19 protein-coding genes are annotated in these 21,426 nt (G+C 57.6%); 5 read left to right on the plus strand and 14 right to left on the minus strand.

The annotated features are described in order from the left end of the window. Positions 1–8: 8 nt before the first annotated feature. The 3 genes from glgX to asd all read right to left on the minus strand — a co-directional run bounded on the left by glgX (position 9) and on the right by asd (position 5,521). The gene (gene glgX / locus V7Q49_RS14755) at positions 9–1,985 is read right to left on the minus strand and encodes a glycogen debranching protein GlgX (protein ID WP_333853073.1); all 1,977 of its coding nucleotides are present in this window, start codon (positions 1,983–1,985) and stop codon (positions 9–11) included. Continuing rightward, positions 1,982–4,168, minus strand: a complete 2,187-nt coding sequence (gene glgB / locus V7Q49_RS14760) for a 1,4-alpha-glucan branching enzyme (RefSeq protein WP_333853075.1) — start codon at positions 4,166–4,168, stop codon at positions 1,982–1,984. The genes glgX and glgB overlap by 4 nt, the downstream gene beginning before the upstream one ends. A 249-nt stretch (positions 4,169–4,417) precedes the next feature. Beyond that, a complete protein-coding gene (asd, locus tag V7Q49_RS14765; protein WP_333853077.1) occupies positions 4,418–5,521 on the minus strand; it encodes an aspartate-semialdehyde dehydrogenase in 1,104 nt (367 codons plus the stop codon). Between the two features lie 177 nt (positions 5,522–5,698). On the opposite strand from asd, the gene V7Q49_RS14770 reads away from it, so the two are divergent. After that, positions 5,699–6,292, plus strand: a complete 594-nt coding sequence (locus tag V7Q49_RS14770; protein WP_032614883.1) for a YhgN family NAAT transporter — start codon at positions 5,699–5,701, stop codon at positions 6,290–6,292. Between the two features lie 693 nt (positions 6,293–6,985). After that, the gene (locus V7Q49_RS14775) at positions 6,986–7,432 is read left to right on the plus strand and encodes a hypothetical protein (RefSeq protein ID WP_333853081.1); all 447 of its coding nucleotides are present in this window, start codon (positions 6,986–6,988) and stop codon (positions 7,430–7,432) included. An 85-nt stretch (positions 7,433–7,517) separates the two neighbouring features. On the opposite strand, the gene gntU is transcribed toward V7Q49_RS14775, so the two are convergent. The 5 genes from gntU to V7Q49_RS14800 form a co-directional block, all read right to left on the minus strand. Next, a complete protein-coding gene (gene gntU / locus V7Q49_RS14780; RefSeq protein WP_333853083.1) occupies positions 7,518–8,858 on the minus strand; it encodes a gluconate transporter in 1,341 nt (446 codons plus the stop codon). A 3-nt stretch (positions 8,859–8,861) separates the two neighbouring features. Further along, positions 8,862–9,389 carry a gluconokinase gene (gene gntK, locus V7Q49_RS14785; protein WP_039032525.1) on the minus strand — a complete coding sequence of 176 codons (528 nt, stop codon included), beginning with the start codon at positions 9,387–9,389 and terminating at the stop codon, positions 8,862–8,864. Positions 9,390–9,515: 126 nt separating this feature from the next. Further along, positions 9,516–10,511 carry a gluconate operon transcriptional repressor GntR gene (gene gntR, locus V7Q49_RS14790; protein ID WP_333853085.1) on the minus strand — a complete coding sequence of 332 codons (996 nt, stop codon included), beginning with the start codon at positions 10,509–10,511 and terminating at the stop codon, positions 9,516–9,518. Between the two features lie 93 nt (positions 10,512–10,604). Continuing rightward, on the minus strand, positions 10,605–11,300 hold the full coding sequence (locus V7Q49_RS14795; protein WP_333853086.1) for a pirin family protein: 696 nt from the start codon (positions 11,298–11,300) through the stop codon (positions 10,605–10,607). 123 nt (positions 11,301–11,423) lie between these two features. Beyond that, positions 11,424–12,461: an oxidoreductase gene (locus V7Q49_RS14800; RefSeq protein ID WP_333853088.1), complete on the minus strand. Its 1,038-nt coding sequence runs from the start codon at positions 12,459–12,461 to the stop codon at positions 11,424–11,426. A gap of 173 nt (positions 12,462–12,634) precedes the next feature. On the opposite strand from V7Q49_RS14800, the gene V7Q49_RS14805 reads away from it, so the two are divergent. Then, a complete protein-coding gene (locus V7Q49_RS14805; protein ID WP_333853090.1) occupies positions 12,635–13,285 on the plus strand; it encodes a bactofilin family protein in 651 nt (216 codons plus the stop codon). Between the two features lie 217 nt (positions 13,286–13,502). After that, entirely contained in the window at positions 13,503–13,991 is a 489-nt protein-coding gene (gene yhhY / locus V7Q49_RS14810) for an N-acetyltransferase (protein ID WP_333853092.1), read from the plus strand. Between the two features lie 93 nt (positions 13,992–14,084). On the opposite strand, the gene ggt is transcribed toward yhhY, so the two are convergent. Next, the gene (gene ggt / locus V7Q49_RS14815; RefSeq protein ID WP_333853094.1) at positions 14,085–15,830 is read right to left on the minus strand and encodes a gamma-glutamyltransferase; all 1,746 of its coding nucleotides are present in this window, start codon (positions 15,828–15,830) and stop codon (positions 14,085–14,087) included. A 122-nt stretch (positions 15,831–15,952) separates the two neighbouring features. Between ggt and V7Q49_RS14820 the strand changes: the two genes are divergently transcribed. After that, on the plus strand, positions 15,953–16,330 hold the full coding sequence (locus V7Q49_RS14820; protein WP_333853096.1) for a DUF2756 family protein: 378 nt from the start codon (positions 15,953–15,955) through the stop codon (positions 16,328–16,330). Here the strand turns inward: V7Q49_RS14820 and ugpQ are convergent. The 5 genes from ugpQ to ugpB all read right to left on the minus strand — a co-directional run bounded on the left by ugpQ (position 16,327) and on the right by ugpB (position 21,295). After that, positions 16,327–17,067 carry a glycerophosphodiester phosphodiesterase gene (gene ugpQ, locus V7Q49_RS14825; protein ID WP_333853098.1) on the minus strand — a complete coding sequence of 247 codons (741 nt, stop codon included), beginning with the start codon at positions 17,065–17,067 and terminating at the stop codon, positions 16,327–16,329. The two genes, V7Q49_RS14820 and ugpQ, sit on opposite strands and share 4 nt — an antisense overlap. Beyond that, entirely contained in the window at positions 17,064–18,134 is a 1,071-nt protein-coding gene (locus V7Q49_RS14830) for a sn-glycerol-3-phosphate import ATP-binding protein UgpC (protein WP_333853100.1), read from the minus strand. The genes ugpQ and V7Q49_RS14830 overlap by 4 nt, the downstream gene beginning before the upstream one ends. Position 18,135: 1 nt before the next feature. Continuing rightward, positions 18,136–18,981: a sn-glycerol-3-phosphate ABC transporter permease UgpE gene (gene ugpE, locus V7Q49_RS14835; protein ID WP_333853102.1), complete on the minus strand. Its 846-nt coding sequence runs from the start codon at positions 18,979–18,981 to the stop codon at positions 18,136–18,138. After that, positions 18,978–19,865 (minus strand): sn-glycerol-3-phosphate ABC transporter permease UgpA, encoded by an 888-nt coding sequence (gene ugpA, locus V7Q49_RS14840; RefSeq protein WP_333853104.1) that lies wholly within the window; start codon positions 19,863–19,865, stop codon positions 18,978–18,980. Before ugpA ends, ugpE begins: the two co-directional genes overlap by 4 nt. A 113-nt stretch (positions 19,866–19,978) precedes the next feature. Beyond that, positions 19,979–21,295, minus strand: a complete 1,317-nt coding sequence (ugpB, locus tag V7Q49_RS14845; protein ID WP_333853106.1) for a sn-glycerol-3-phosphate ABC transporter substrate-binding protein UgpB — start codon at positions 21,293–21,295, stop codon at positions 19,979–19,981. Positions 21,296–21,426 lie beyond the last annotated feature (131 nt).

The raw sequence follows: 21,426 nt of genomic DNA on the forward strand, positions 1-21,426 counted from the left end.
TTTTATTATCATCTCTGGAATACACATACACCGTGCGCAGGCCCATGCCAGGCAGTCATAACGACCGGATTATCCTCTCCGGCAAAGGGAGGGATGGCCCGCCACTCCCCTTCGGGTAAAACAATTTCTGCGACCTCATCTGTGGCGTTAAGCGTGATAAGCCAGCTATCCGAAAGCAGGATTTGCAGGCACGGCACGCCGCTTTGCCACTCACGCGCTTCCAACGGTTGCGCCTTTCTGTTTAGCCAGCGAACATTGCCGTCGCCCTCTTCCCACCACTGATTCAGGGTGAGCGCCGGGATCTGCTGACGCAGATGGATCAGCGCAGCGGTAAAGTCGGCTAATCCACTGTTGGCCTGTTGCCAGTCCAGCCAGGTTAACGGGTTATCCTGGCAATACGCATTGTTGTTACCGTGCTGGCTGTGGCCATGCTCATCGCCTGCCAGCAACATCGGCGTTCCTTGCGACAAAAGCAGCGTGGTGAGCAGCGCGTGCACGCTGGCGCGGCGCCGCTCAATCACATTCAGATTGCCACTTAATCCTTCGATACCATGGTTAAAACTGTGGTTATTGAAGGTGCCGTCACGATTTTCTTCGCCATTGGCTTCATTGTGTTTCTGATTGAAACAAACGCAGTCACGGAGGGTGAACCCATCGTGCGCGGTGACCAGGTTGATCGACGCGGAGGGCAGTCGCCCGTTGCGTCTGAACAGATCGCTGGAAGCTGCAAAACGCCCGGCAAACTGGCCGAGTGACAGATCGCGCGCCAGCCAGAAGCGGCGCGCGGCATCACGATAGTGGTCGTTCCACTCGGCAAACGGCGCCGGGAAATTCCCCACCTGGTAGCCGCCAGGGCCGATATCCCACGGCTCCGCAATCAGCTTCACGCCCGAAAGCAGCGGGCAGTTCTTAATTGCCTCAAACAGCGGTGCCTGCGGGCTGTATTCCGGCGTGCGTCCTATCACTGACGCCAGGTCAAAACGAAAGCCGTCTATGTGGAAGGTTTCCACCCAGTACTTCAGGCATTCATAGGCGTACTGCACCACCGCCGGATGGCTGAGATTGAGGGTGTTACCGCAGCCGGTCCAGTTGTGGTAATCGCCATCCTCTCTTAACCAATAATAGCTAGGGTTATCAATTCCGCGCAGGGAGAACGTCGGGCCTTCCAGATCCAGCTCGGCGCTGTGGTTCAGCACGATATCCAGAATGACCTCAATACCCGCTTCGTGTAGCGCCTTCACCGCATCACGAAACTCATCCCGGGCTCGCTCAGGATGCGAGGCATAGCGCGGGTCGAGGGCAAACATCGCCATCGGGTTGTAGCCCCAGTAGTTGCTCAGGCCAAGGCGCTGCAAACGCGGCTCGGAGGCAAAATGGGCAACCGGTAATAACTCCAGGGCGGTGATCCCGAGATGCTTAAAATAGGCAATCATCACCGGGTGACCGAGCGCCCGGTAGGTGCCGCGGATCTCTTCCGGAATGCCAGGGTGCAGATACGTCAGCCCTTTCACGTGGGCTTCATAGATGACCGTCTTGCCCCAGGGCGTATTGGGAGCGGCGTCCTCTTCCCAGTCGTAACGATCGTCGCTGACCACTACGCTGCGGGGTGCCACCGCGGCACTGTCCCGGTGATCGGCAGTCACTTTGCCGCTGTGCAGCAGGACATCGTCATTCAGCGTGCCTTCAACCTGATACGCACAGGGGTCGAGCAGCAGCTTGGCCGGGTTAAAGAACAGCCCTTTGGCCGGATCCCAGGGACCATGCACCCGGAAGCCATAATGGGTGCCGGGCCGGCCATGCTCGAGGTAGCCATGCCAGATATCGCCACTGCGGCCCACCAGATCGTAGCGGTGTTCAATGCCCTTATCGTCAAACACGCAGAGTTCAACCCGATCCGCATTGGCGGAAAAGAGGGTGAAGTTCACCCCTTTGCCATCGTAGCGTGCGCCAAGCGGTGCCGGGTTACCTGCAGCGAGTTGCGTCATTCCCCCTCCCGCACCAGCCAGATCGTGGACAGCGGCGGCAGAGTAAGGCTCAGGGATTGTGGTCGACCATGACTCTCCTGCTCATCGCTCTGCACCAGCCCGCCATTGCCCGCATTGCTGCCGTGGTAATGCATGGAGTCGGTGTTGAGCACCTCACGCCATTTGCCCGGCTGATTGATGCCGAAACGGTAGTGATGGCGCGTCACCGGGGTGAAGTTACTGGCGACAATGATTTCGTTGCCTACTTTGTCACGGCGGACAAAGATCAGCACCGAGCGCTCGTTGTCATCCACCACCAGCCACTCAAAGCCGTAATCGTCAAAGTCCAGCTCGTGCAGGGCCTTGTGATGGCGGTAGGTATGGTTGAGGTCGCGCACCAGGCGCTGCACGCCGTGGTGCCAGTTGTCGCCCCCTTCCAGCAGGTTCCAGTCGAGGCTGGTATCGTGGTTCCACTCCCGGCCCTGGGCGAACTCGTTGCCCATAAACATCAACTTTTTGCCCGGGAAGGCAAACATCCAGCCGTAGTAGGCGCGCAGGTTGGCAAACTTCTGCCAGGCGTCGCCCGGCATGCGGTCGAGAATCGATTTTTTGCCGTGGACCACTTCATCGTGGGAGAGCGGCAGAACAAAGTTTTCGGTGCTGTTGTAGAGCATGCCGAAGGTCAGCTTGTTGTGGTGATACTGGCGATGAATCGGGTCCAGCTTCATGTAATCCAGGGTGTCGTGCATCCAGCCGAGATTCCACTTGTACCAGAAGCCGAGGCCGCCCATGGATGGCGGACGGGAGACGCCCGGGAAGTCCGTGGACTCTTCCGCCATCGTCACCGCGCCCGGCGTCTGCTCGCCGAGAATACGGTTGGTGTTACGCAGGAACTCAATGGCTTCCAGGTTTTCCCGGCCACCGAATTCGTTCGGGATCCACTCCCCCTCTTTGCGGCTGTAGTCGCGGTAGATCATCGAGGCGACGGCATCCACGCGCAGGGCATCAATGCCGAAACGCTCGATCCAGTAGAGGGCGTTACCCACCAGGTAGTTGGTCACTTCCCGACGGCCATAGTTGTAGATCAGGGTGTTCCAGTCCTGATGGTAGCCTTCACGCGGATCGCTGTGCTCATACAGGTTGGTCCCGTCGAATTCGGCCAGGCCAAAATCATCGGACGGGAAGTGGCCCGGCACCCAGTCGAGGATCACGTTCAGCCCGGCAGCGTGTGCGGCGTTGATAAAGTAGCGGAAGTCGTCCCGGGTGCCGAAGCGGCGGGTCGGCGCATACATGCCGGTCGGCTGATAGCCCCAGCTGCCGTCAAACGGGTGTTCGTTAATCGGCAGCAGCTCCAGATGGGTAAAGCCCATCCATTTCACATACGGGATCAGCTGGTCGGCCAGCTCCCGGTAGCTGAGCCAGAAGTTGTTGTCGGTATGACGACGCCAGGAGCCAAGATGGACTTCATAAATGGAGATCGGCATATCGAACTGGTTGGCGCGAATCCGCTCTTCGCTCTGGGCAACTTTCTCCGGCAGGCCGCAAATGAGCGACGCGGTTTCCGGGCGCATTTGCGCTTCGAAGGCATAGGGGTCGGCTTTGATACGCAGCTTGCCGTGGGCATCGATCAGCTCGTATTTGTACAGCTGCCCGTTTTGCGCCCCGGGGATAAACAGCTCCCAGATGCCGGTCTCGCGACGCAGGCGCATCGGGTGACGTCGGCCATCCCAGTAGTTGAACTGCCCCACCACCGACACGCGCCGGGCGTTCGGTGCCCAGACGGTAAAGCGGGTGCCGGTCACGCCATCCATGGTGTCGGCGTGGGCGCCGAGCGTCTCATACGGACGCAGGTGCGTCCCTTCAGACAGCAGCCAGGCATCCATCTCCTGCAGCAGCGGACCGAAGCGATAGGGATCGTCGATCAGGTTCTGCTGACCATGCCAGATGACGGCGAGTTGGTAACGGAAGACATTTTTACGGCGGGCCATCACGCCAGCGAAGAAGCCGCGTGAATCGATACATTCGAGTTTACCGACCTTGCGCCCGGTTTTTGGTTCGATGACCCACACTTCCGTCGCGTCAGGAAGCAGTGCCCGGACTTCCAGTCCAGCGTCAGTGCGGTGCATGCCAAGTACAGAAAATGGATCCGCAAAGTGACCCGCAATAAGCGCATTAATCACGTCTCTATCAATACGAACGGACATGGTATTCATCCTGTTTTTTTAGTTGCCGCCCCTTTCGCCCACCGGGTACGACCTTAATGTGACCTGGACGGAACAGCACCTTGTGCATCCTCTCTGTTCCATCCAACCTCCAGGCGGAATATGTGACATCCCGCATAAAGCATAGCCAACGCTTTATATGACTCCCGAAAAATAATGAATCATTTGCGTTTTCGTCCTTTAGTACGCAAAAAAAGGGGTGATAAATCACCCCAAAGTATTAAGTATTTATTACGCCAGCTGGCGTAGCATCCTGCGCAGCGGCTCTGCGGCACCCCACAGAAGCTGATCGCCAACGGTAAAGGCGGAAAGGTATTCCGGGCCCATATTTAGTTTACGCAGGCGTCCTACAGGGGTAGATAATGTGCCAGTGACCGCAGCCGGGGTCAGCTCGCGCATGGTGATATCGCGATCGTTAGGGATGACTTTTGCCCACTGATTGTGCGACGCGAGCAATTCCTCCACAGTTTGTATGGATACATCTTTTTTCAATTTAATGGTGAATGCCTGACTGTGGCAGCGCAGCGCGCCGATACGCACGCACAGACCGTCAACCGGGATCGCGGAAGCGGTACGCAGGATTTTGTTTGTCTCGGCCTGGCCCTTCCACTCTTCGCGAGTCTGGCCATTGTCCAGCTGTTTGTCGATCCACGGGATCAGGCCACCGGCCAGCGGTACGCCGAAGTTATCTACCGGCAGCTCGCCGCTGCGGGTCAGCTGAGTGACTTTACGCTCGATATCCAGAATCGCCGACGCCGGGTTTGCCAGCTCCTGCGCCACGCTGTGGTGCAGCTGGCCCATCTGGGTCAGCAGCTCGCGCATATGGCGCGCGCCGCCGCCGGATGCCGCCTGGTAAGTCGCTACAGAGACCCACTCCACCAGATCCTGGGCAAACAGACCGCCCAGCGACATCAGCATCAGGCTAACCGTACAGTTACCGCCGACGAAGGTTTTGACGCCGTTGTTCAGGCCGTCGGTGATGACGTCCTGGTTAACCGGGTCAAGAATAATGATGGCGTCGTCTTTCATGCGCAGCGAAGAGGCCGCGTCAATCCAGTAGCCCTGCCAGCCGCTTTCACGAAGCTTTGGATAAATTTCGTTGGTATAATCGCCGCCCTGGCAGGTGACAATAATGTCCAGCGCCTTCAACGCTTCCAGATCGTAAGCATCCTGCAACGTGCCTGTGGTACCCCCAAAGGACGGAGCAGCCTGGCCGAGCTGGGAAGTGGAGAAGAAGACCGGGCGGATAGCGTCGAAATCGCGCTCTTCAACCATGCGTTGCATGAGTACAGAGCCGACCATACCGCGCCAGCCGATAAAACCAACGTTTTTCATAGCATTTTTTTCCTGCAGAGGGTGTGTGCTGTTTATGCAAGCCAGTATTGAACTGGGATATGCTTCACATTACAAAATGCTGCCAAAGTCGCAAGCGAAATTAATCGATGATTGCCCGGCTATCAGAAATAGCGCTAATCATCGGATTAACCATACAAGTATCAGGGATAACCTACGATGAGTGAAATCATTTCCGCAGCTGTTTTATTGATCCTAATTATGGATCCACTCGGAAACCTGCCTATTTTCATGTCGGTGTTGAAACACACCGAGCCAAAGCGCCGTCGGGCAATCATGATCCGCGAGCTGCTCATCGCCCTGCTGGTGATGTTTATCTTCCTGTTTGCTGGCGAAAAAATCCTCGCATTCCTGAATTTACGCGCTGAAACGGTCTCCATTTCCGGCGGGATTATTCTGTTCCTGATTGCCATCAAAATGATTTTCCCGAGCAGCGAAGGCAGCAGCAGCGGCCTGCCCGCGGGTGAAGAGCCGTTTATTGTGCCGCTGGCGATCCCGCTGGTCGCCGGGCCGACGATTCTGGCGACGCTGATGCTGCTGTCGCATCAGTACCCGAATCAGATGAGCCATCTGGTGATTGCTCTGCTGATTGCCTGGGGCGGGACCTTTATTATCCTGCTGCAGTCGTCGCTGTTTTTACGCCTGCTGGGCGAGAAAGGGGTCAATGCGCTGGAGCGGCTGATGGGATTGATTCTGGTGATGATGGCGACGCAGATGTTCCTGGATGGGATTCGGGCGTGGATGAAGGGGTAGGTAAAGCTGCCGATTTTAATGTTTGCTCCCTCTCCCTGCGGGAGAGGGTTGGGGTGAGGGGAACATGCGGCTCAGGAGGTGGTTCCGTTCACCTTACGTTCCTCGCTTCTCTGAGACGCCCGTACCGGTGAACGTGCCAGGGTGGCTCAATCGCCACCACCCTGGCTACCCGGGCTACCGGCAAGAAAATCGTCGCTACGCGATACCCTCAGCTTATTCCTTCAGGCTTTCGGGTCGGGCACCAGCCTGCATCCTTGCAGGCTATGCCCTCTCGGCGCGTCCATGCGCCTCGCCCCGGCCTTCCGGAAACGCTTCGGCGATTTTCAGCCGGACCAGGGAGCCGCTGCAACTATTTCGCTTACCTAAACTTCTACGTCGCTTCGGAATAAGAGTTAATTTCTGGTTATGCGAGCAGCCTTCCAGAGCCTCGCTTGATACACAATCTGCAAAGCGGTATCTTCTCGCCACGCCTGCAAAATCAGGCGTCAGGATTAGCCTCCTGTACTACCTCTTTGGTGACACAAGTATTTTTGTGTCGCGCGCTTAGCTACACTCCAACGGTGGGCCGAGCGGGGGCGTCGCAAGACGCGCCGGTATCCAAAGAGGCCGGTAAGGCTAACCCTGCTCGGTTCCGCCACCAGCGAGATTAGCCTCTCCAGTGGTGGAAAAAAACGACTCTTTGGAGGCTGTCTTATGACTACTACCCTTAGCTTTTCTCATTCTTTATTTACCACGCCCTTCGATCACACCACCGATTTCACCGAGCTGGCAGACAACTGCGCGCGATTTGTTGACGTACTGGTTGAATGCGACGATCCGGCTCAGAAGATGGCGCTGTGCGGGCGGCTTTCTGCCTGCCTCACCCTTCTTCAGCCAGCGCTTCTGGAGCCGGTGCCTGACCATTTGAAAGAGAGCCTGACGGTGGATGATCTGCCACTGAACGTGCCCGTTTTCGAACCGGAAGTGGATCAGCTTGGGCGCTATTGCCAACTGGTAACACAATTGCTGTTGAATCATTCGCTGTCAGAAAATGACGAGAGAGTAGCAGGCGATTTGCTGCAAGATCTGGTGGGATTGTATAGCGATACGCTGAAAGCGCCGCGCTGGCTGCGTACAGATGAAGGTATCGTGCTGATGTAAAAAAGCCGGGTGGCGCTTGCGCTTACCCGGCCTACGGTTCGAGGTTTTGTAGGCCCGGCAAGCATCGCGCCGCCGGGCACTGCAGTTAGCTCAGCAGCGAAAACGCAATCATCCCGACAATCGCCCCGGTGGTGCCGAGGATGGTTTCCATCAGCGTCCAGGTTTTAAGGGTTTGCGCTTCAGTCGCCCCGGTAAATTTACCGAACAGCCAGAAGCCCGCATCGTTAACATGCGACACCACAATCGACCCACCCGCGATACAGATAGACAGCGCGGCCATCTGCGCACCGGAGTAGTTCAGCTGCTCAATCACCGGCATCACCAGCCCGACGGCGGTTAAGCAGGCCACGGTCGCAGAGCCCTGAATGATACGCACCGCCGCAGCCAGCACGAAGCAGGTCACCGCAATCGGCAGGCCCATCCCGGTCAGCGCTTCACCCAGAGCCGGGCCCACGCCGGAATCCACCAGCACCTGCTTGAACACCCCGCCCGCACCGATCACCAGCAGAATAATCCCTGCCGGTTGCAGCGCCGCACCGCAGATCTCCATCACCCGGTCTTTCGCCATGCCCTGACGCATCGCCAGGCCATAAATGGCCACCAGACAGGCCACCAGGATCGCGGTGAACGGATGGCCGATAAACTCAAACCACTCGTACGCACTCGATCCCACCGGCACAAAGCGTGCGGCGATGGTTTTCAGACCTACCAGCACCAGCGGCAGCAGGATCAGCGCGAGGCTAAAGCCGAACGACGGCATTTTGCTCTCGCCCAGATGCGGCTCGGAGATGTCGTCAGGAATGTGCAGCTCAACGTAACGGCTGATGAAGTTGCCCCACAGCGGACCGGCAATCAGCATGCCCGGGATCGCGGCGCAGAGGCCAATCAGGATCATCCAGCCGAAGTCAGCGTGCATCTGCGAGGCCAGCAGCATCGGCGCAGGCCCCGGCAGCAGAAATGCCGCCGCTGCTGCCACACCGGCAAACAGAGGAATAACCAGCTTCACCAGGTTAGTACCGGTATGGCGCGCCATGGAGAAGGCCACGCTAATCAGCAGCACGACCGCCACCTCAAAGAACAGCGGCAGCGCGCAGATCAGACCGGCCAGACCGATGGCATAGTGCGCCCGGCTGTGGCCGAAGGATTTCAGCATTTTGACGGCGATCTGATCGACCGCGCCAGTTTCATGCAGGATTTTGCCAAACATCGCGCCAAGCGCGACCACAATGGCGAGGAAGCCTAGCGTGCCGCCCATCCCTTTTTCCATTGTCGCTGCGATCTTATCGAGCGGCATTCCGGAAAAGAGACCTGCACCAATAGAAACCACCATCAAAGCAACGAAGGCGTGCATACGGGCCTTCATCACCAAAAACAGCAGCAGTAAAACGGAACCCACTGCTGTCAAAACAAGCGTTAATGTAGTCAAAACTTACTGCCTTTTATTAATAACCTCGATGGTACTCGCAACAACACCGTCCAGCGGCTGATCGATATCCACGACCAGCACATCGCTTTCATCCGCACCCGGCTCCTGCAGGGTTTCGAACTGCGTTACCAGCATCTGGGTTTTGAAGAAGTGCCCTTTGCGCGCTTTCAGACGGGTTTCAATCACGTCGAAATCGCCCTTCAGGTAGATAAAGGAGAGATTGGCGTTACCTTCGCGCAGCTGGTCGCGGTAGGTCTTTTTCAGCGCGGAGCAGACGATCAGCGACACTTTATTGGTGCGCTGCATAGCAAACGCCGCATCGTTCAGCGCCTGCAGCCACGGCTTACGATCGTCGTCGTTCAGCGGCTCGCCAGAGGCCATCTTGGTGATGTTGCTGCGTGGATGGAGAAAATCACCATCAAGAAACGCGGCATGAATTTGATGCGCCACTTCGCTGGCAACGGCGGATTTACCGCTACCGGAAACGCCCATCAGGACATAAACGTGGTGATCTGGATTTGTGGTGCTCAAAGTATGTCCCTCAGTCGATTGTTACGGGTAACAGTTATCGGTAACATTGTCCTGCCGGGGCTGATGAGAAGCAATATCCAAACGTGCGCGAAGTGAATAAGTGTGAGCTAGTTCAAACTTGTCACGCTAAATAGATCCACCTGGTGACAGCGTGAAACCTAAATCTAACATTTTAGGCGTCACCGTTTCGCCACGAATGCGCGCCAGCAGGCGTTCCGCACCGATACGGCCCATGCGCTCACGCGGGGTCAGGACGCTCGCCAGACGCGGTTCCATGACCTGGCCGATGTCGTGACCGTGGAAACCGGCAATGGCCATATCACCCGGGATAGAAAGCCCCAGACGCTGGCATTCAAAGGCGGCGCCGACCGCGAGGTCATCGTTGGTACAGAAGATGCCATCAAGCTGCGGATACTCGCGACGGGCCTGGCGCATCAGCTCAATGCCGGAGGTGTAGGAGGAGGACTGCTCGACCATCACGCTGTAGGGCGTTAAGTTGGCGTCGAGCATCGCCTGCTCGTATCCCTTCTGTTTGATGATAGTACGTTCATCCAGACGTGCGCCAAGATAGGCGACATGACGATGACCGCGAGCGATGATCGCCGCCGTCATCTGGCGGGCGGCTTCAAAGTTATCGAACCCGACGGCGATATCGAGACACGGCGACTGGCTGTCCATCAGCTCCACTACCGGAATACCTGCCACTTCGATCATCTTTAGCGTGCGCGCAGTGTGCGTGCGTTCGGTCAGGATCAGGCCATCAATGTTCCAGGAAAGCATCGACTCCAGACGTTCCTCTTCCAGTTCCGGTTTGTAGCCGTAGTGGGCGAGCATGGTCTGATAACCAAAGGCGTCGGTGACGCTTTCAATGCCGCGGAGCACTTCCGCGAAGACCTGGTTGGTTAAGGAGGGAAGCAGGACGCCTACCGCGCGGCTGGTCGCATTGGAGAGAATATCGGGGGCGCGGTTGGGGATATAACCCAGTTCATCGAGAGCCGCGGCAATCTTGCCACGTAACGCCACGGAAACCTGTTCCGGGTTACGTAAGAAACGGCTGACCGTCATTTTGGTCACACCGACGCGATCGGCGACATCCTGAAGTACGGGTCTTTTCTTTTTCATCGTCCTGAGAGAAACCGGTAGTAATAGATTCCCTCAGTTTATCACGGACAAAGACCAACCTTCCCCTGAGAAAGGGGAAGGCTGGTTATTTATTTAGACCGGCGGCAGGTCGAACAGCAGAATTTCAGCGGCGCTGTCGGCATGCACGGAGATCGCCTGCTCATCCCAGATAGCCAGACCATCGCTGGTGGTGGCTTTGGTGCCGTTGATGGTCACTTCGCCTTTCACCACCTGGATCCACACTTTGCGGTTCGCGGCGATTGGGTGTACAGACTGCTCGTCTTTCGCCAGCGCCCAGCGGTACAGCTCCATATCCTGATGTACTTTCAGCGAGCCGTCACGGGCATCCGGTGAAAGTACCAGCTGTTTCCCCTGCTCGGCGTCAAAGCGACGCTGCTCGTAGCGCGGGGTGATGCCTTTTGCTTCCGGAATGATCCAGATCTGGTACAGACGCAGGCGGTCAGTTTTGCTTGGGTTGTATTCGGAGTGACGCACCCCGGTACCCGCACTCATAATCTGGAACTCACCCGCCGGAACCTGCTCTTTGTTACCCATGCTGTCCTGGTGCTCAACGGCGCCGTCCAGAACGTAGGTCAGGATTTCCATATCTTTGTGCGGGTGGGTACCAAAGCCCTGGCCGGCATCAATGACGTCGTCGTTAATGACGCGCAGTGCCGAGAAGCCCATAAAGTTTGGGTCATAATAATCGGCAAACGAGAAGCTGTGCCATGAGTCCAGCCAACCATGATTTGCGTGACCGCGGTCGTTTGCTTTGCGTAAGAAGATCATTGTTTTTACCCTCAGTTCGTTTCGATGGAGTAAGTGTGGACGCAATCGACCTGGGATCATAGAGGGTGAAAATTGACTCCTCTGTTCAAAATATCTGAACAAACACAGAGGAGTCCTTCAGGCTTATCTGGCAAGGGTTACTGTAGCAGGCGAGGCCTGCTCAAAGGCCCGTTCAAGGATTTCCAGATTGGTCATCACTTCAATTTCCTTGACGTAATTAGGCGTCCCTTTGGTCAGCGTATCATACAGCGCATCGTAGACCTGACCGTAGTCGCCGGTGCCCGGTCTGATCTCCTCTTTCACCGTCACGCCCGCGTCGTTGACGTACTCCAGCACGCCCACGGAATCATCCGCTGCAAACCCCGGCTCGCCCGGCATGATGTTGGCCTTCAGGCTGGTCTCCTGCTGGTCGATGCCGTACTTGATAAACGAGCCTTTGGTGCCATGGACGATGAATTTCGGGTAGTCGGTTTTCACCAGATGGCTGGTTTTGACGATCGCCTTCAGGTCGCCATAGAACAGCTGGGCTTCGAAAGTATCGTCCGGGTTGGCTTTATTGCGCAGGCTGCGGATGTCATAGGCCACATGGTCCGGGCGGCCGAACAGGGAGATAACCTGATCCATGGTGTGGACGCCAAGGCCATAGAAGGAGCCATCCTGCGGCAGGCCGGGTTTGGTCTCCGCCACCGGACGGTAGTAGTCGAAGTGGCTTTCGAACTCGACGATCTCGCCCAGCTTGCCGCTCTCAATCGCCTGTTTGGCAGTGAGGAAGCAGGTGTCAAAGCGACGGTTCTGATACGGGCTTACGGTCAGCCCTTTGCTGCGGGCGAGTTCGAACAGCTCTTTTGCTTCGGCTATCGTCGGGGTGAAGGGTTTTTCCACCAGCACGTTTTTACCGGCTTCCAGAGCGCGTTTGGCGTATTCAAAGTGGCTGTCGGCGTGCGTGCAGACGATCACCAGCTTAACCTCAGGGTCGTTCAGGACCTCATCGAGATCGCTGGTGAAATGAATATGCGAGTACTGGGGGGACTGCTCTTCCGGTTTCGGGTGACGGCGGAAGATGTGCGCCACGTGCCAGCTGGCTTTACGGGTGAGAACGTACGGGAGGTGATAGCGGGTGGTGCTTTTGCCAAATCCAATAAATGCGCAGTGTAGTGTCATAATGATTTTCCTGGCTAATGTCTCTGCCTTCAACCATAGCGCAAGCTGGCAGCGAAATATATTTCTATAGAGAATCCTAAAATGGCGGCCATGGCCTTGATCCTTGCCGGAATTACCAGGATAAGGGGACGGCCAAAACCCCATGCTCGCGAAAGGAGTCGCGCTCATTTTCTATGGAAAGAAAATATTTCGCGTTAAATAGCGCCCTTCTCTTCTGGCTGCTCGCGCTGGTCGCCTGGGGCTTAGATGCCCTCTTCCTGACGTGGCTGTTCGCTGCATCGTCCCTACTGAGCTTTGGTATCTTCCTTCTACTTAATCAGGTTAAAGTCATGTTTAAAAAGAGTAAATCCACCGAGACCGGCAAGCCAGAAATCCTCCTTCCACCGGTGCCCGTTAGCGAAAAAGAGCCCGCCGTCACGGAGAAACACGGCACCACCGTTATCGCCAGCGATGTGCGCTTTGAGGGCAACATCGTTTCCGGTGGTCACGTCTATGTTCACGGTACGCTTATCGGCAATATCGACTCCAGAGAGAGCCTGATAAAGATTATGCGTGGGGGTCAGGTGGAGGGGAATATCACCTGCCGGGAGCTGATCGTTGACGGCAAGGTGATGGGCCAGTGCAGCAGCGATGTCATTGAAATCTGCGAAAATGGGCAGGTCACGGGTACCCTTGGCTATCACACCCTGGCGGTGAAAAAAGGCGGCCTGTTTTCCGGCCAGGCAGAGGTGTTACCGGCCGTCGCAGAAAAGACCAACGTCGTGGGCCTGATGAAAGAGAGCACGCCCGACTCGCTCGATCTCGAGTCGCTGCAAAAGCTTTAGGCAAAAAAAAGCCAGCGAGACGCTGGCTAAAATAATACTGGAAGCAATGTGAGCAATGTCGTGCTTTCAGGTTTCCGTAGAGGTCTTCCTGAATGCAGTACAATAATAATCATTCTCATTCGCACTTGTCTACTGATTTTTTGCAAAAAATGCTTGTTGACTCACATTTCAATCTCAGAGATGTTGAAAGAGAACCTAACTGACTGAGGAAGAAGGAATGAGTGAGATAGTGATACGCCACGTTGAAGCCGCCGATGCCGAAGCTTTACGCCTGCTGAATGCCCATCCAGGGGTTTATCACGACACTCTACAGCTTCCTCATCCTTCGATGGACATGTGGAAGGACCGCGTGGCCGCAAAACCGGGCAGACGCCAGCTGGTAGCCTGCCTGGACGGAAAGGTTATCGGGCATCTGGTACTGGACGTGATGGAAAATCCACGCCGCAGCCATGTAGCGACCTTCGGGATCGGTGTTTCAGCCGAGGTGCAAGGCCGCGGCGCAGGCAGCGCGTTAATGCGGGAGATGATCAACCTGTGCGACAACTGGCTGCGCATTGAGCGCATCGAGCTGACGGTGTTCGCCGACAACGCCTCGGCTATCGCCCTGTACCGCAAATATGGCTTTGTGGTGGAAGGCACCGGGAAGAAGTTCGCCCTGCGTAACGGCGAGTTTGTGGATGCGCATTTTATGGCGCGGATGAAGTAATTCCGTGCGGGCTGATGCCCTCACCCTAACCCTCTCCCACAGGGAGAGGGAAAAATCGTAGGCCGGGCAAACGCAGTGCCGCCCGGCGCAAACTCAATACCCTGCCGTCAAATCCCCTGGCGTACGCGGATCCGATGCGCCATACAGCGCGCCATCCGGCCCAACCATAATGCTCTGGGTGCTGCCCATCGCCTCTTTCACCGCCACTTTTTGTCCGCGCTGTTCCAGCAGCTTCAGCGTATCCGGGCTAAAGCCCTTCTCCACCCGCAGCTCGTCCGGCAGCCACTGGTGATGGAAGCGCGGCGCGTTGGTGGCCTCTGCCACGTTCATCCCGTAATCGATGCTGTTGACCACCATCTGCAGCACGGTGGTGATAATGCGGCTGCCGCCTGGGCTGCCGGTCACCAGCCAGGTTTTGCCGTCTTTCACCACAATGGTCGGTGACATCGACGACAGCGGACGCTTCTTCGGCCCGACGGCGTTAGCATCCCCACCCACCAGCCCGTAGACGTTCGGCACGCCCGGCTTGGCGGAGAAGTCATCCATCTCGTTGTTAAGCAGAATGCCGCTGTTGCCCGCCACGATCCCGGTGCCAAACACGGTATTCAGCGTGTAGGTCACCGCCACCGCGTTACCGTCTTTATCTACCACCGAGAAGTGGGTGGTCTGGTTGCTCTCGTACGGTGCCAGTTTGCCCGGGCGGATCTCGCTTGAGGGTTTGGCTTTGTTGATATCGATCTGATCGGCCAGCGTTTTGGCATAGGCTTTATTGGTCAGCGCCTGCCACGGTACCTTGACGAAGTCCGGGTCGCCCAGATACTCCGAGCGGTCGGCGTAGGCATATTTTTCCGCCTCGGCCATCACCTGCATCGTATCGGCACTGCCGAAACCAAACTTATGCATATCGAAGTTTTCAAGGATGTTGAGGATCTGCACGATGTGGATCCCCCCGGAAGACGGTGGCGGCATGGAGTAGACCTGATACCCGCGATAGTCCCCGCTAATCGGCGTGCGCTCCACGGCTTTGTACTCTGCGAGATCGGCTTTGGTAATCAGCCCGCCGTTCTTACTCATCTCTTCGGCAATCTGATCGGCGATGACCCCTTTATAGAAGGCGTCCGGGCCGTTCTCGGCAATCATCTCCAGGCTTTTGGCGAGGTTGGTCTGCACCAGCTTGTCGCCCTTCTTCAGCGGCTCGCCCTCCTTCCAGAAGATCGCTTTGCTGTTCTCATGGTTGGGGATCACTTCACTGCCGTAAGTTTTCAGATCGTCGGCCAGCGCGTCGTTGACCTCAAAGCCGTCGCGCGCCAGTTTGATGGCAGGCTGCACCACTTTATTCAGCGGCAGGGTGCCGTACTTATCCAGGGCCAGAGAGAAGCCCGCTACCGTACCCGGTGTGCCGGTCGCGAGATGGGAGGTGAGGGATTTTTTGCTGTCGGCGTTGCCCTGGTCATCAAGGAACATGTCGCGCGTAGCCTGGGAGGGTGCCATTTCCCGGAAGTCGATCGCCGTGGTGGTGCCATCTTTGGTACGCAGCATCATAAAACCGCCGCCGCCGAGGTTACCCGCCTGTGGGTGCGTCACCGCCAGCGCATAGCCGACCGCCACCGCCGCATCCACCGCATTACCGCCCTGCTTGAGGATATCCACCCCGACCTGGGTGGCAAGGGCATCCACCGAAGAGACCATCCCCTTCTGCGCCCGCACGGGATGGAACACATCCTCTTCCACGCCGTAGGAGACCGGGGGTGCCGCAGGCGGATTCGCTGCCACGCAAAACGTACCGCCTGCCGTCAGGGCAGCAATCGCTACCCAGCGTAAAAACGTTGGTTTCATCATTGTTATTCTCCAGGTACAGGGACTCATGCTCCCGCTTAAGCCTGGTTCATAACTCTTAAAAAATCATCGTAGTGCGGGATCCGAGGTAAACTTACAGAAGGCCTCAGAAGGAGGGAGTAACAATGAAACGACTGATTCTTGTTGCGGCGTTACTGCCGTTTGCCGTGCTCGCGCAGCCCATCAACACCCTGAACAACCCCAACCAGCCGGGCTATGAAAACCCCAGCCAGCAGCGGATGCAAAATCAGATGATGATCCAACAGCAGCAGCAGACAGGGATGCTCAATCAGCAGCTGAAGACGCAAACCCGCGTTCAGCAGCAGCATCTGCAAACGCAGATGAACAACGATACCCTGCGGGTTCAGCAGAGCCAGCCGGGGGTGCAGGTTCTGCCTAACACCAGCGGCGGGATGCTGAGCGGCGTAGAGTCGTCGGGCGGCGTGCAGCAGCAACACATGCTCCCGCAGCAGCAAAACGGCTCTATGTTGAATAACCCTTAGGGCTGAAAGTCCGGACCGATCAGCGCAATCGCATCGGTACAGATGCAATCCACGCCCCAGCGCAGCAGCTCCGCTGCCCGCTGGGGCTGGTTGACGGTATAGACCAGGATATGCAGCCCAGCAGCCTTAATCGCCTTCACCCGTGCCTCATCCAGCAGGCGATGGTTAAGGTGGATCGACACGCAGCCCAGCCGGGTGGTCAGCTCGCGCCAGTCTTCACGCCACTCATCCAGCAGTAAACCCCGCGGCAGCTCGGGTACCGCTGCCTGCGCCGCCTCCAGAGCGTCAATCTCAAAGGACGACAGCAGCGGAGCGGTCATCCCTTCCCACAGCTCACGCGCCGCCAGCGCAATCACCTTGCCGGTGAGCGGCCCGGTGCCGGTGGTCGGTTTGATTTCGATATTGGCCATCATCCCGTGTTGACGGCAGCGGTCTGCCACCTCGGCCAGCAGCGGCAGCGGCTCGCCTTTAAAGTCTTTGCCAAACCAGCTCCCCGCATCCACCTTCAGCAGATCGCGCCACGGCAGGTCGCCCGCCACGCCCCAGCCGTTGCTGGTGCGCTCGAGGTTGTCGTCATGCAGGAGGAAGATCTCCCCGTCCTGCGACAGCTTGGCGTCGAACTCGATCATGGTGTGGCCGTAGCGTGCACCGACGTCAATCGCCGCCAGGGTGTTCTCTGGGGCCAGTTTACCGCCGCCACGGTGGGCGACGATGTGGGGATAAGGCCAGTAACTCATACGCGTTGTCCTGTTTCGCCATCAAATAGGTGCAGATGATTTTCCGGCAGATGCAGCCACAGCGTGCTGCCCGCGTTCGGGCGCTCCTGATGCGACATGCGCACCACCAGCTTCTGCTCGCCCCAGCGTCCGTGCGCCAGGTTATCGGCACCCAGCATCTCGAGAGTGTCCATCACCAGCGGCACCCCGCCTTCCGACTGGGAGCTTAGCGCAATATGTTCCGGGCGGATACCCAGCGTCATTTTGCGTCCGGCGTAGCCGCGATAGAACCAGTTGATCGGCAGCGCCATGCCGCTCTCCAGCTCAAAATGGGTGCCCGCGGCGCTGATGCGTCCCTCCAGCAGGTTCATCGCCGGGCTGCCGATAAAGCTCGCTACAAAGCGGCTGGCGGGCTTTTCATACACTTCCACCGGGGTGCCAATCTGCTCGGCAATGCCTTTGTTCATCACCATCACCCGCTGGGCGAGGGTCATGGCTTCCACCTGATCGTGGGTGACGTACAGGGAGGTGGTTTTGAGCCGACGGTGCAGGTGCTGTAACTCCAGGCGCATCTGCACGCGCAGTTTGGCATCGAGGTTGGAGAGCGGTTCGTCGAACAGGAACACCGCCGGATCGCGCACGATGGCACGGCCCATCGCCACGCGCTGACGCTGGCCGCCGGAAAGTTCGCGCGGGCGGCGTTTTAATAAGCCGTCCAGCTCCAGAATGCGCGCCGCCTCTTTGACCCGCTCGTCGATATGGCTTTTGCCCATGCCGCGGATTTTCAGCCCCCAGGCCATGTTCTCCTCCACGCTCATGTGCGGGTAGAGGGCATAGTTCTGGAACACCATTGCGATACCGCGGTCTTTCGGCTCCATCTCGGTGACGCGCTGGCGGTCAATCCAGATATCCCCTGACGTCACGCGCTCCAGCCCGGCGACCATCCGCAGCAGGGTGGATTTGCCGCAGCCGGACGGTCCGACCATCACGATGAATTCCCCGTCCGCCACGTCGAGCGTGAGCGGCTGAATGACCTGGGTTTTGCCATCCCAGCTTTTGGTGACTGCCTGTAATTTTAAACCTGCCATCTTATTTCTCACTGTCCACTAAACCACGCACGAACGCACGCTGCATGGCTAAAACGATAACGACCGGGGGGATAAGGGTGAGCAGCATCGCCGCCATCACCTGGTTCCAGAGGGTGGTGCCTTCGCCAGTTGAAATCATCCCTTTGATGCCCGCCACGGCGGTGCCGAGGTTGACGTCCTGAATAATCAGCAGCGGCCACAGGTACTGGTTCCAGCCGTAAATAAAGGTGATGACAAACAGCGCCGCGAGGTTGGTTTTCGACAGCGGCAGCACGATGTCGCGGAAGAAGCGCATCGGCGAGGCACCGTCGATGCGCGCGGCCTCAATCAGCTCGTCCGGCAGGGTCATAAAGAACTGACGGAACAGGAAGGTGGCGGTCGCCGAGGCCATCAGCGGCAGGGTTAAGCCCGCGTAGCTGTCGAGCATCCCGAGGTTGGCGATCACTTCCACCGTCGGGAAGATGCGCACCTCTACCGGCAGCATCAGGGTGATAAAGATCATCCAGAAGAACAGGTTGCGCAGTGGAAAACGGAACCAGACGATGGCAAAGGCCGACAGCATCGACACCGTGATTTTGCCGACCGTAATGCCGAACGCCATGATGAAACTGTTGAGCATCATCAGCCAGAACGGCGCGCTGTTAACCCCCACGCCCTGGGTCCAGATGGTCGCCATGTTCTCGAAGAGATGGCCGCCCGGAATAAGCGTCATCGGGGTTTCAAAGATGGCGTTGCGATCCAGGGTGGCGGCGACAAAGGCCACGTATAGCGGGAACAGGATGACGATAATCCCTAAAATCAGCATGGTATGGCTGAAAATCGTCAGCCCGCGACGGTTCTCAATCATTGGTAGCGCACCTTACTTTCGACATAGCGGAACTGCACCACCGTCAGGATGATGACGAGGAACATCAGCACCACCGACTGCGCGGCGGAGGCTGAAAGATCCAGACCGGCGAAACCTTCGCGGTAGATTTTATAAATCAGCGTGGTGGTGGCCTGCACCGGGCCGCCGGCGGTGGCGGCGTCGATCACCGGGAAGGTGTCGAAGAAGGCGTAGACCAGGTTGACCACCAGCAGAAAGAAACTCACCGGTGCGATCAGCGGCAGTGCCAGCCTGAAGAAGCGGCGGATCGGGCCTGCGCCGTCAATCGCCGCGGCTTCCACCAGCGAGCGCGGAATGGACTGCAGCGCGGCAAAGAAGAACAGGAAGTTGTAGCTGATCTGCTTCCACACCGAGGCGAACACCACGAGGAACATCGCCTGACCGCTGTTCTGGGCGTGGTTCCAGTCGTAGCCGAACTCGCCGAGGAAGTGAGTAATCAACCCGCGCCCAGGGTTAAACAGGAAGATCCACAGCACGGCGGCGACCGCCGGAGCCACGGCGTAGGGCAGCAGCATCAGGGTCTGATACAGGCGGCTGCCGCGCACCACGTAATCCACCAGCGCGGCGAAGAACAGCGAGGCGACAAGGCCGCTCACGGTGACCAGCGCGCTGAACTTCATCGTCGTCCAGAAGGAGTCCAGGTAGTAACTGTCATGCCACAGGGCAGCGAAGTTATCCAGACCGACAAACTGGCTGGAGAGCCCGAACGGATCGACGCTTTGCACCGAGTACCACAGCGCTTCGCCCGCAGGCCAGATAAAGAAAATAACGGTGATGACCAGCTGCGGCGCGACCAGAAGATAGGGCAGCCAGCGGGAACGGAACACCGGACGGGAAGATGACATAGGTTAGCTCAGGTTGGTTTCCCCTCACCCTAACCCTCTCCCCAAAGGGGCGAGGGGATAATTACACCCTCTCCCCTTTGGGGAGAGGGCCGGGGTGAGGGGTAAGTTTTTAATTACGATTTGGTCGACTGCTCAAAGCGGCGCAGCAGCTGGTTACCACGTTCTACTGCGGCATCCAGCGCCTGCTGTGGCGTTTTCTTACCGGTCCACACGCTCTCCAGCTCTTCATCAACGATGGTGCGGATCTGCGGCATGTTGCCCAGGCGCAGGCCTTTGGTGTACGGCAACGGTGGCTTGTTCAGCATCTGACGCGTGGCGATGTCCGCCCCCGGGTTCTTGTCATAGAAGCCCTGCTCGCGGGTCAGATCATAGGCAGCTTTGGTGATCGGCAGGTAGCCGGTCTTCTGGTGCCATTCGGCGGCGTTTTCCGGTTTCGCCAGGAAATCGAGGAATTCCGCCACGCCTTTGTAGGTGCCTTTGTCTTTGCCCTGCATGACCCACAGGCTGGCCCCGCCGATGATGGCGTTCTGCGGCGCGCCTTTCGAGTCGGCGTCGTACGGCATCATACCCACGCCGTAGTTAAATTTGGCGTAGTGACGGATATCCGCCAGCGAGCCGGAAGAAGCGGTGGTGATGGCGCAGTCGCCGCTGTAAAACTTCTCGGTGGATTCGTCTTTACGCCCGAAGTAGCTGAAATCGCCCTTCTTGTTCAGCTCCTGCAGCAGAGCGATGTGCTTAACCTGCTCCGGTTTGTTGAATTCCAGTACCGCGTTGGTGCCGTTGAAACCGTTGTTCTCGGTGGCGACCGGCTGACCATGCCAGGCACTGAAGTTCTCGATCTGGATCCAGCCCTGCCAGCCGCTGGCGTAGCCGCACTTCATCCCGGCGGCTTTCAGTTTGGCGGTGTACTCGGCCAGATCCTGCCAGGTTTTTGGCGGCTGCTCAGGGTCTAAACCGGCTTTCTTGAAGGCGTCTTTGTTGTAGTACAGCACCGGGGTGGAGCTGTTAAACGGCTGAGAGAGCAGGTGGCCGGATTTGGAATCGGTGTAGTAACCGGAGACGGTCGGCACGAACTGAGATTCGTCGAAGTTGATGCCCGCGTCCTTGAACACTTCATACACCGGCTTGATGGCTTTGGAGGCCATCATGGTGGCGGTCCCCACCTCGTAAACCTGCAGCAGTGCTGGCGCATTGCCGGTACGGAACGCGGCGATACCGGCGCTCAGGCTCTGCTCATAGTTACCTTTGTACACCGGCACAATTTTGTAATCCGGGTGGGTGTCGTTGAAACGCTGCGCCAGGGAGTCAACCTCTTTCCCCAGCTCCCCTTCCATGGAATGCCAGAACGGAATAGTGGTGACGGCCATTGCGTTAGTCGCAAAAGCCAGACCCATTGCCAGACCCAAAGCTGTGTGTCGTAACGATGTCATTGTCATCTCTCTTATTGTGCCGGATGCGCGATATCACGCGTTTTGTGCTCGCGAGGTAACATGACATGCTCGAATTACAGAAAAATAACCGTTTGTTTACAGAGATATGACAGCAGGGCGTCAGGGGGATG

The organism is Leclercia sp. (assembly GCF_036780805.1).
GTDB lineage: Bacteria > Pseudomonadota > Gammaproteobacteria > Enterobacterales > Enterobacteriaceae > Enterobacter.

Coding starts and splice junctions, on each gene's coding strand:
- V7Q49_RS14830 (WP_333853100.1), bottom strand. CDS start 18,134: ATGGCAGGTTTAAAATTACAGGCAGTCACCAAAAGCTGGGATGGCAAA.
- gntR (WP_333853085.1), bottom strand. CDS start 10,511: ATGAAAAAGAAAAGACCCGTACTTCAGGATGTCGCCGATCGCGTCGGT.
- ugpQ (WP_333853098.1), bottom strand. CDS start 17,067: ATGAGTTACTGGCCTTATCCCCACATCGTCGCCCACCGTGGCGGCGGT.
- V7Q49_RS14805 (WP_333853090.1), top strand. CDS start 12,635: ATGGAAAGAAAATATTTCGCGTTAAATAGCGCCCTTCTCTTCTGGCTG.
- yhhY (WP_333853092.1), top strand. CDS start 13,503: ATGAGTGAGATAGTGATACGCCACGTTGAAGCCGCCGATGCCGAAGCT.
- ggt (WP_333853094.1), bottom strand. CDS start 15,830: ATGATGAAACCAACGTTTTTACGCTGGGTAGCGATTGCTGCCCTGACG.
- ugpA (WP_333853104.1), bottom strand. CDS start 19,865: ATGTCATCTTCCCGTCCGGTGTTCCGTTCCCGCTGGCTGCCCTATCTT.
- glgX (WP_333853073.1), bottom strand. CDS start 1,985: ATGACGCAACTCGCTGCAGGTAACCCGGCACCGCTTGGCGCACGCTAC.
- V7Q49_RS14800 (WP_333853088.1), bottom strand. CDS start 12,461: ATGACACTACACTGCGCATTTATTGGATTTGGCAAAAGCACCACCCGC.
- V7Q49_RS14770 (WP_032614883.1), top strand. CDS start 5,699: ATGAGTGAAATCATTTCCGCAGCTGTTTTATTGATCCTAATTATGGAT.
- ugpB (WP_333853106.1), bottom strand. CDS start 21,295: ATGACATCGTTACGACACACAGCTTTGGGTCTGGCAATGGGTCTGGCT.
- V7Q49_RS14795 (WP_333853086.1), bottom strand. CDS start 11,300: ATGATCTTCTTACGCAAAGCAAACGACCGCGGTCACGCAAATCATGGT.
- ugpE (WP_333853102.1), bottom strand. CDS start 18,981: ATGATTGAGAACCGTCGCGGGCTGACGATTTTCAGCCATACCATGCTG.
- V7Q49_RS14775 (WP_333853081.1), top strand. CDS start 6,986: ATGACTACTACCCTTAGCTTTTCTCATTCTTTATTTACCACGCCCTTC.
- V7Q49_RS14820 (WP_333853096.1), top strand. CDS start 15,953: ATGAAACGACTGATTCTTGTTGCGGCGTTACTGCCGTTTGCCGTGCTC.
- asd (WP_333853077.1), bottom strand. CDS start 5,521: ATGAAAAACGTTGGTTTTATCGGCTGGCGCGGTATGGTCGGCTCTGTA.
- glgB (WP_333853075.1), bottom strand. CDS start 4,168: ATGTCCGTTCGTATTGATAGAGACGTGATTAATGCGCTTATTGCGGGT.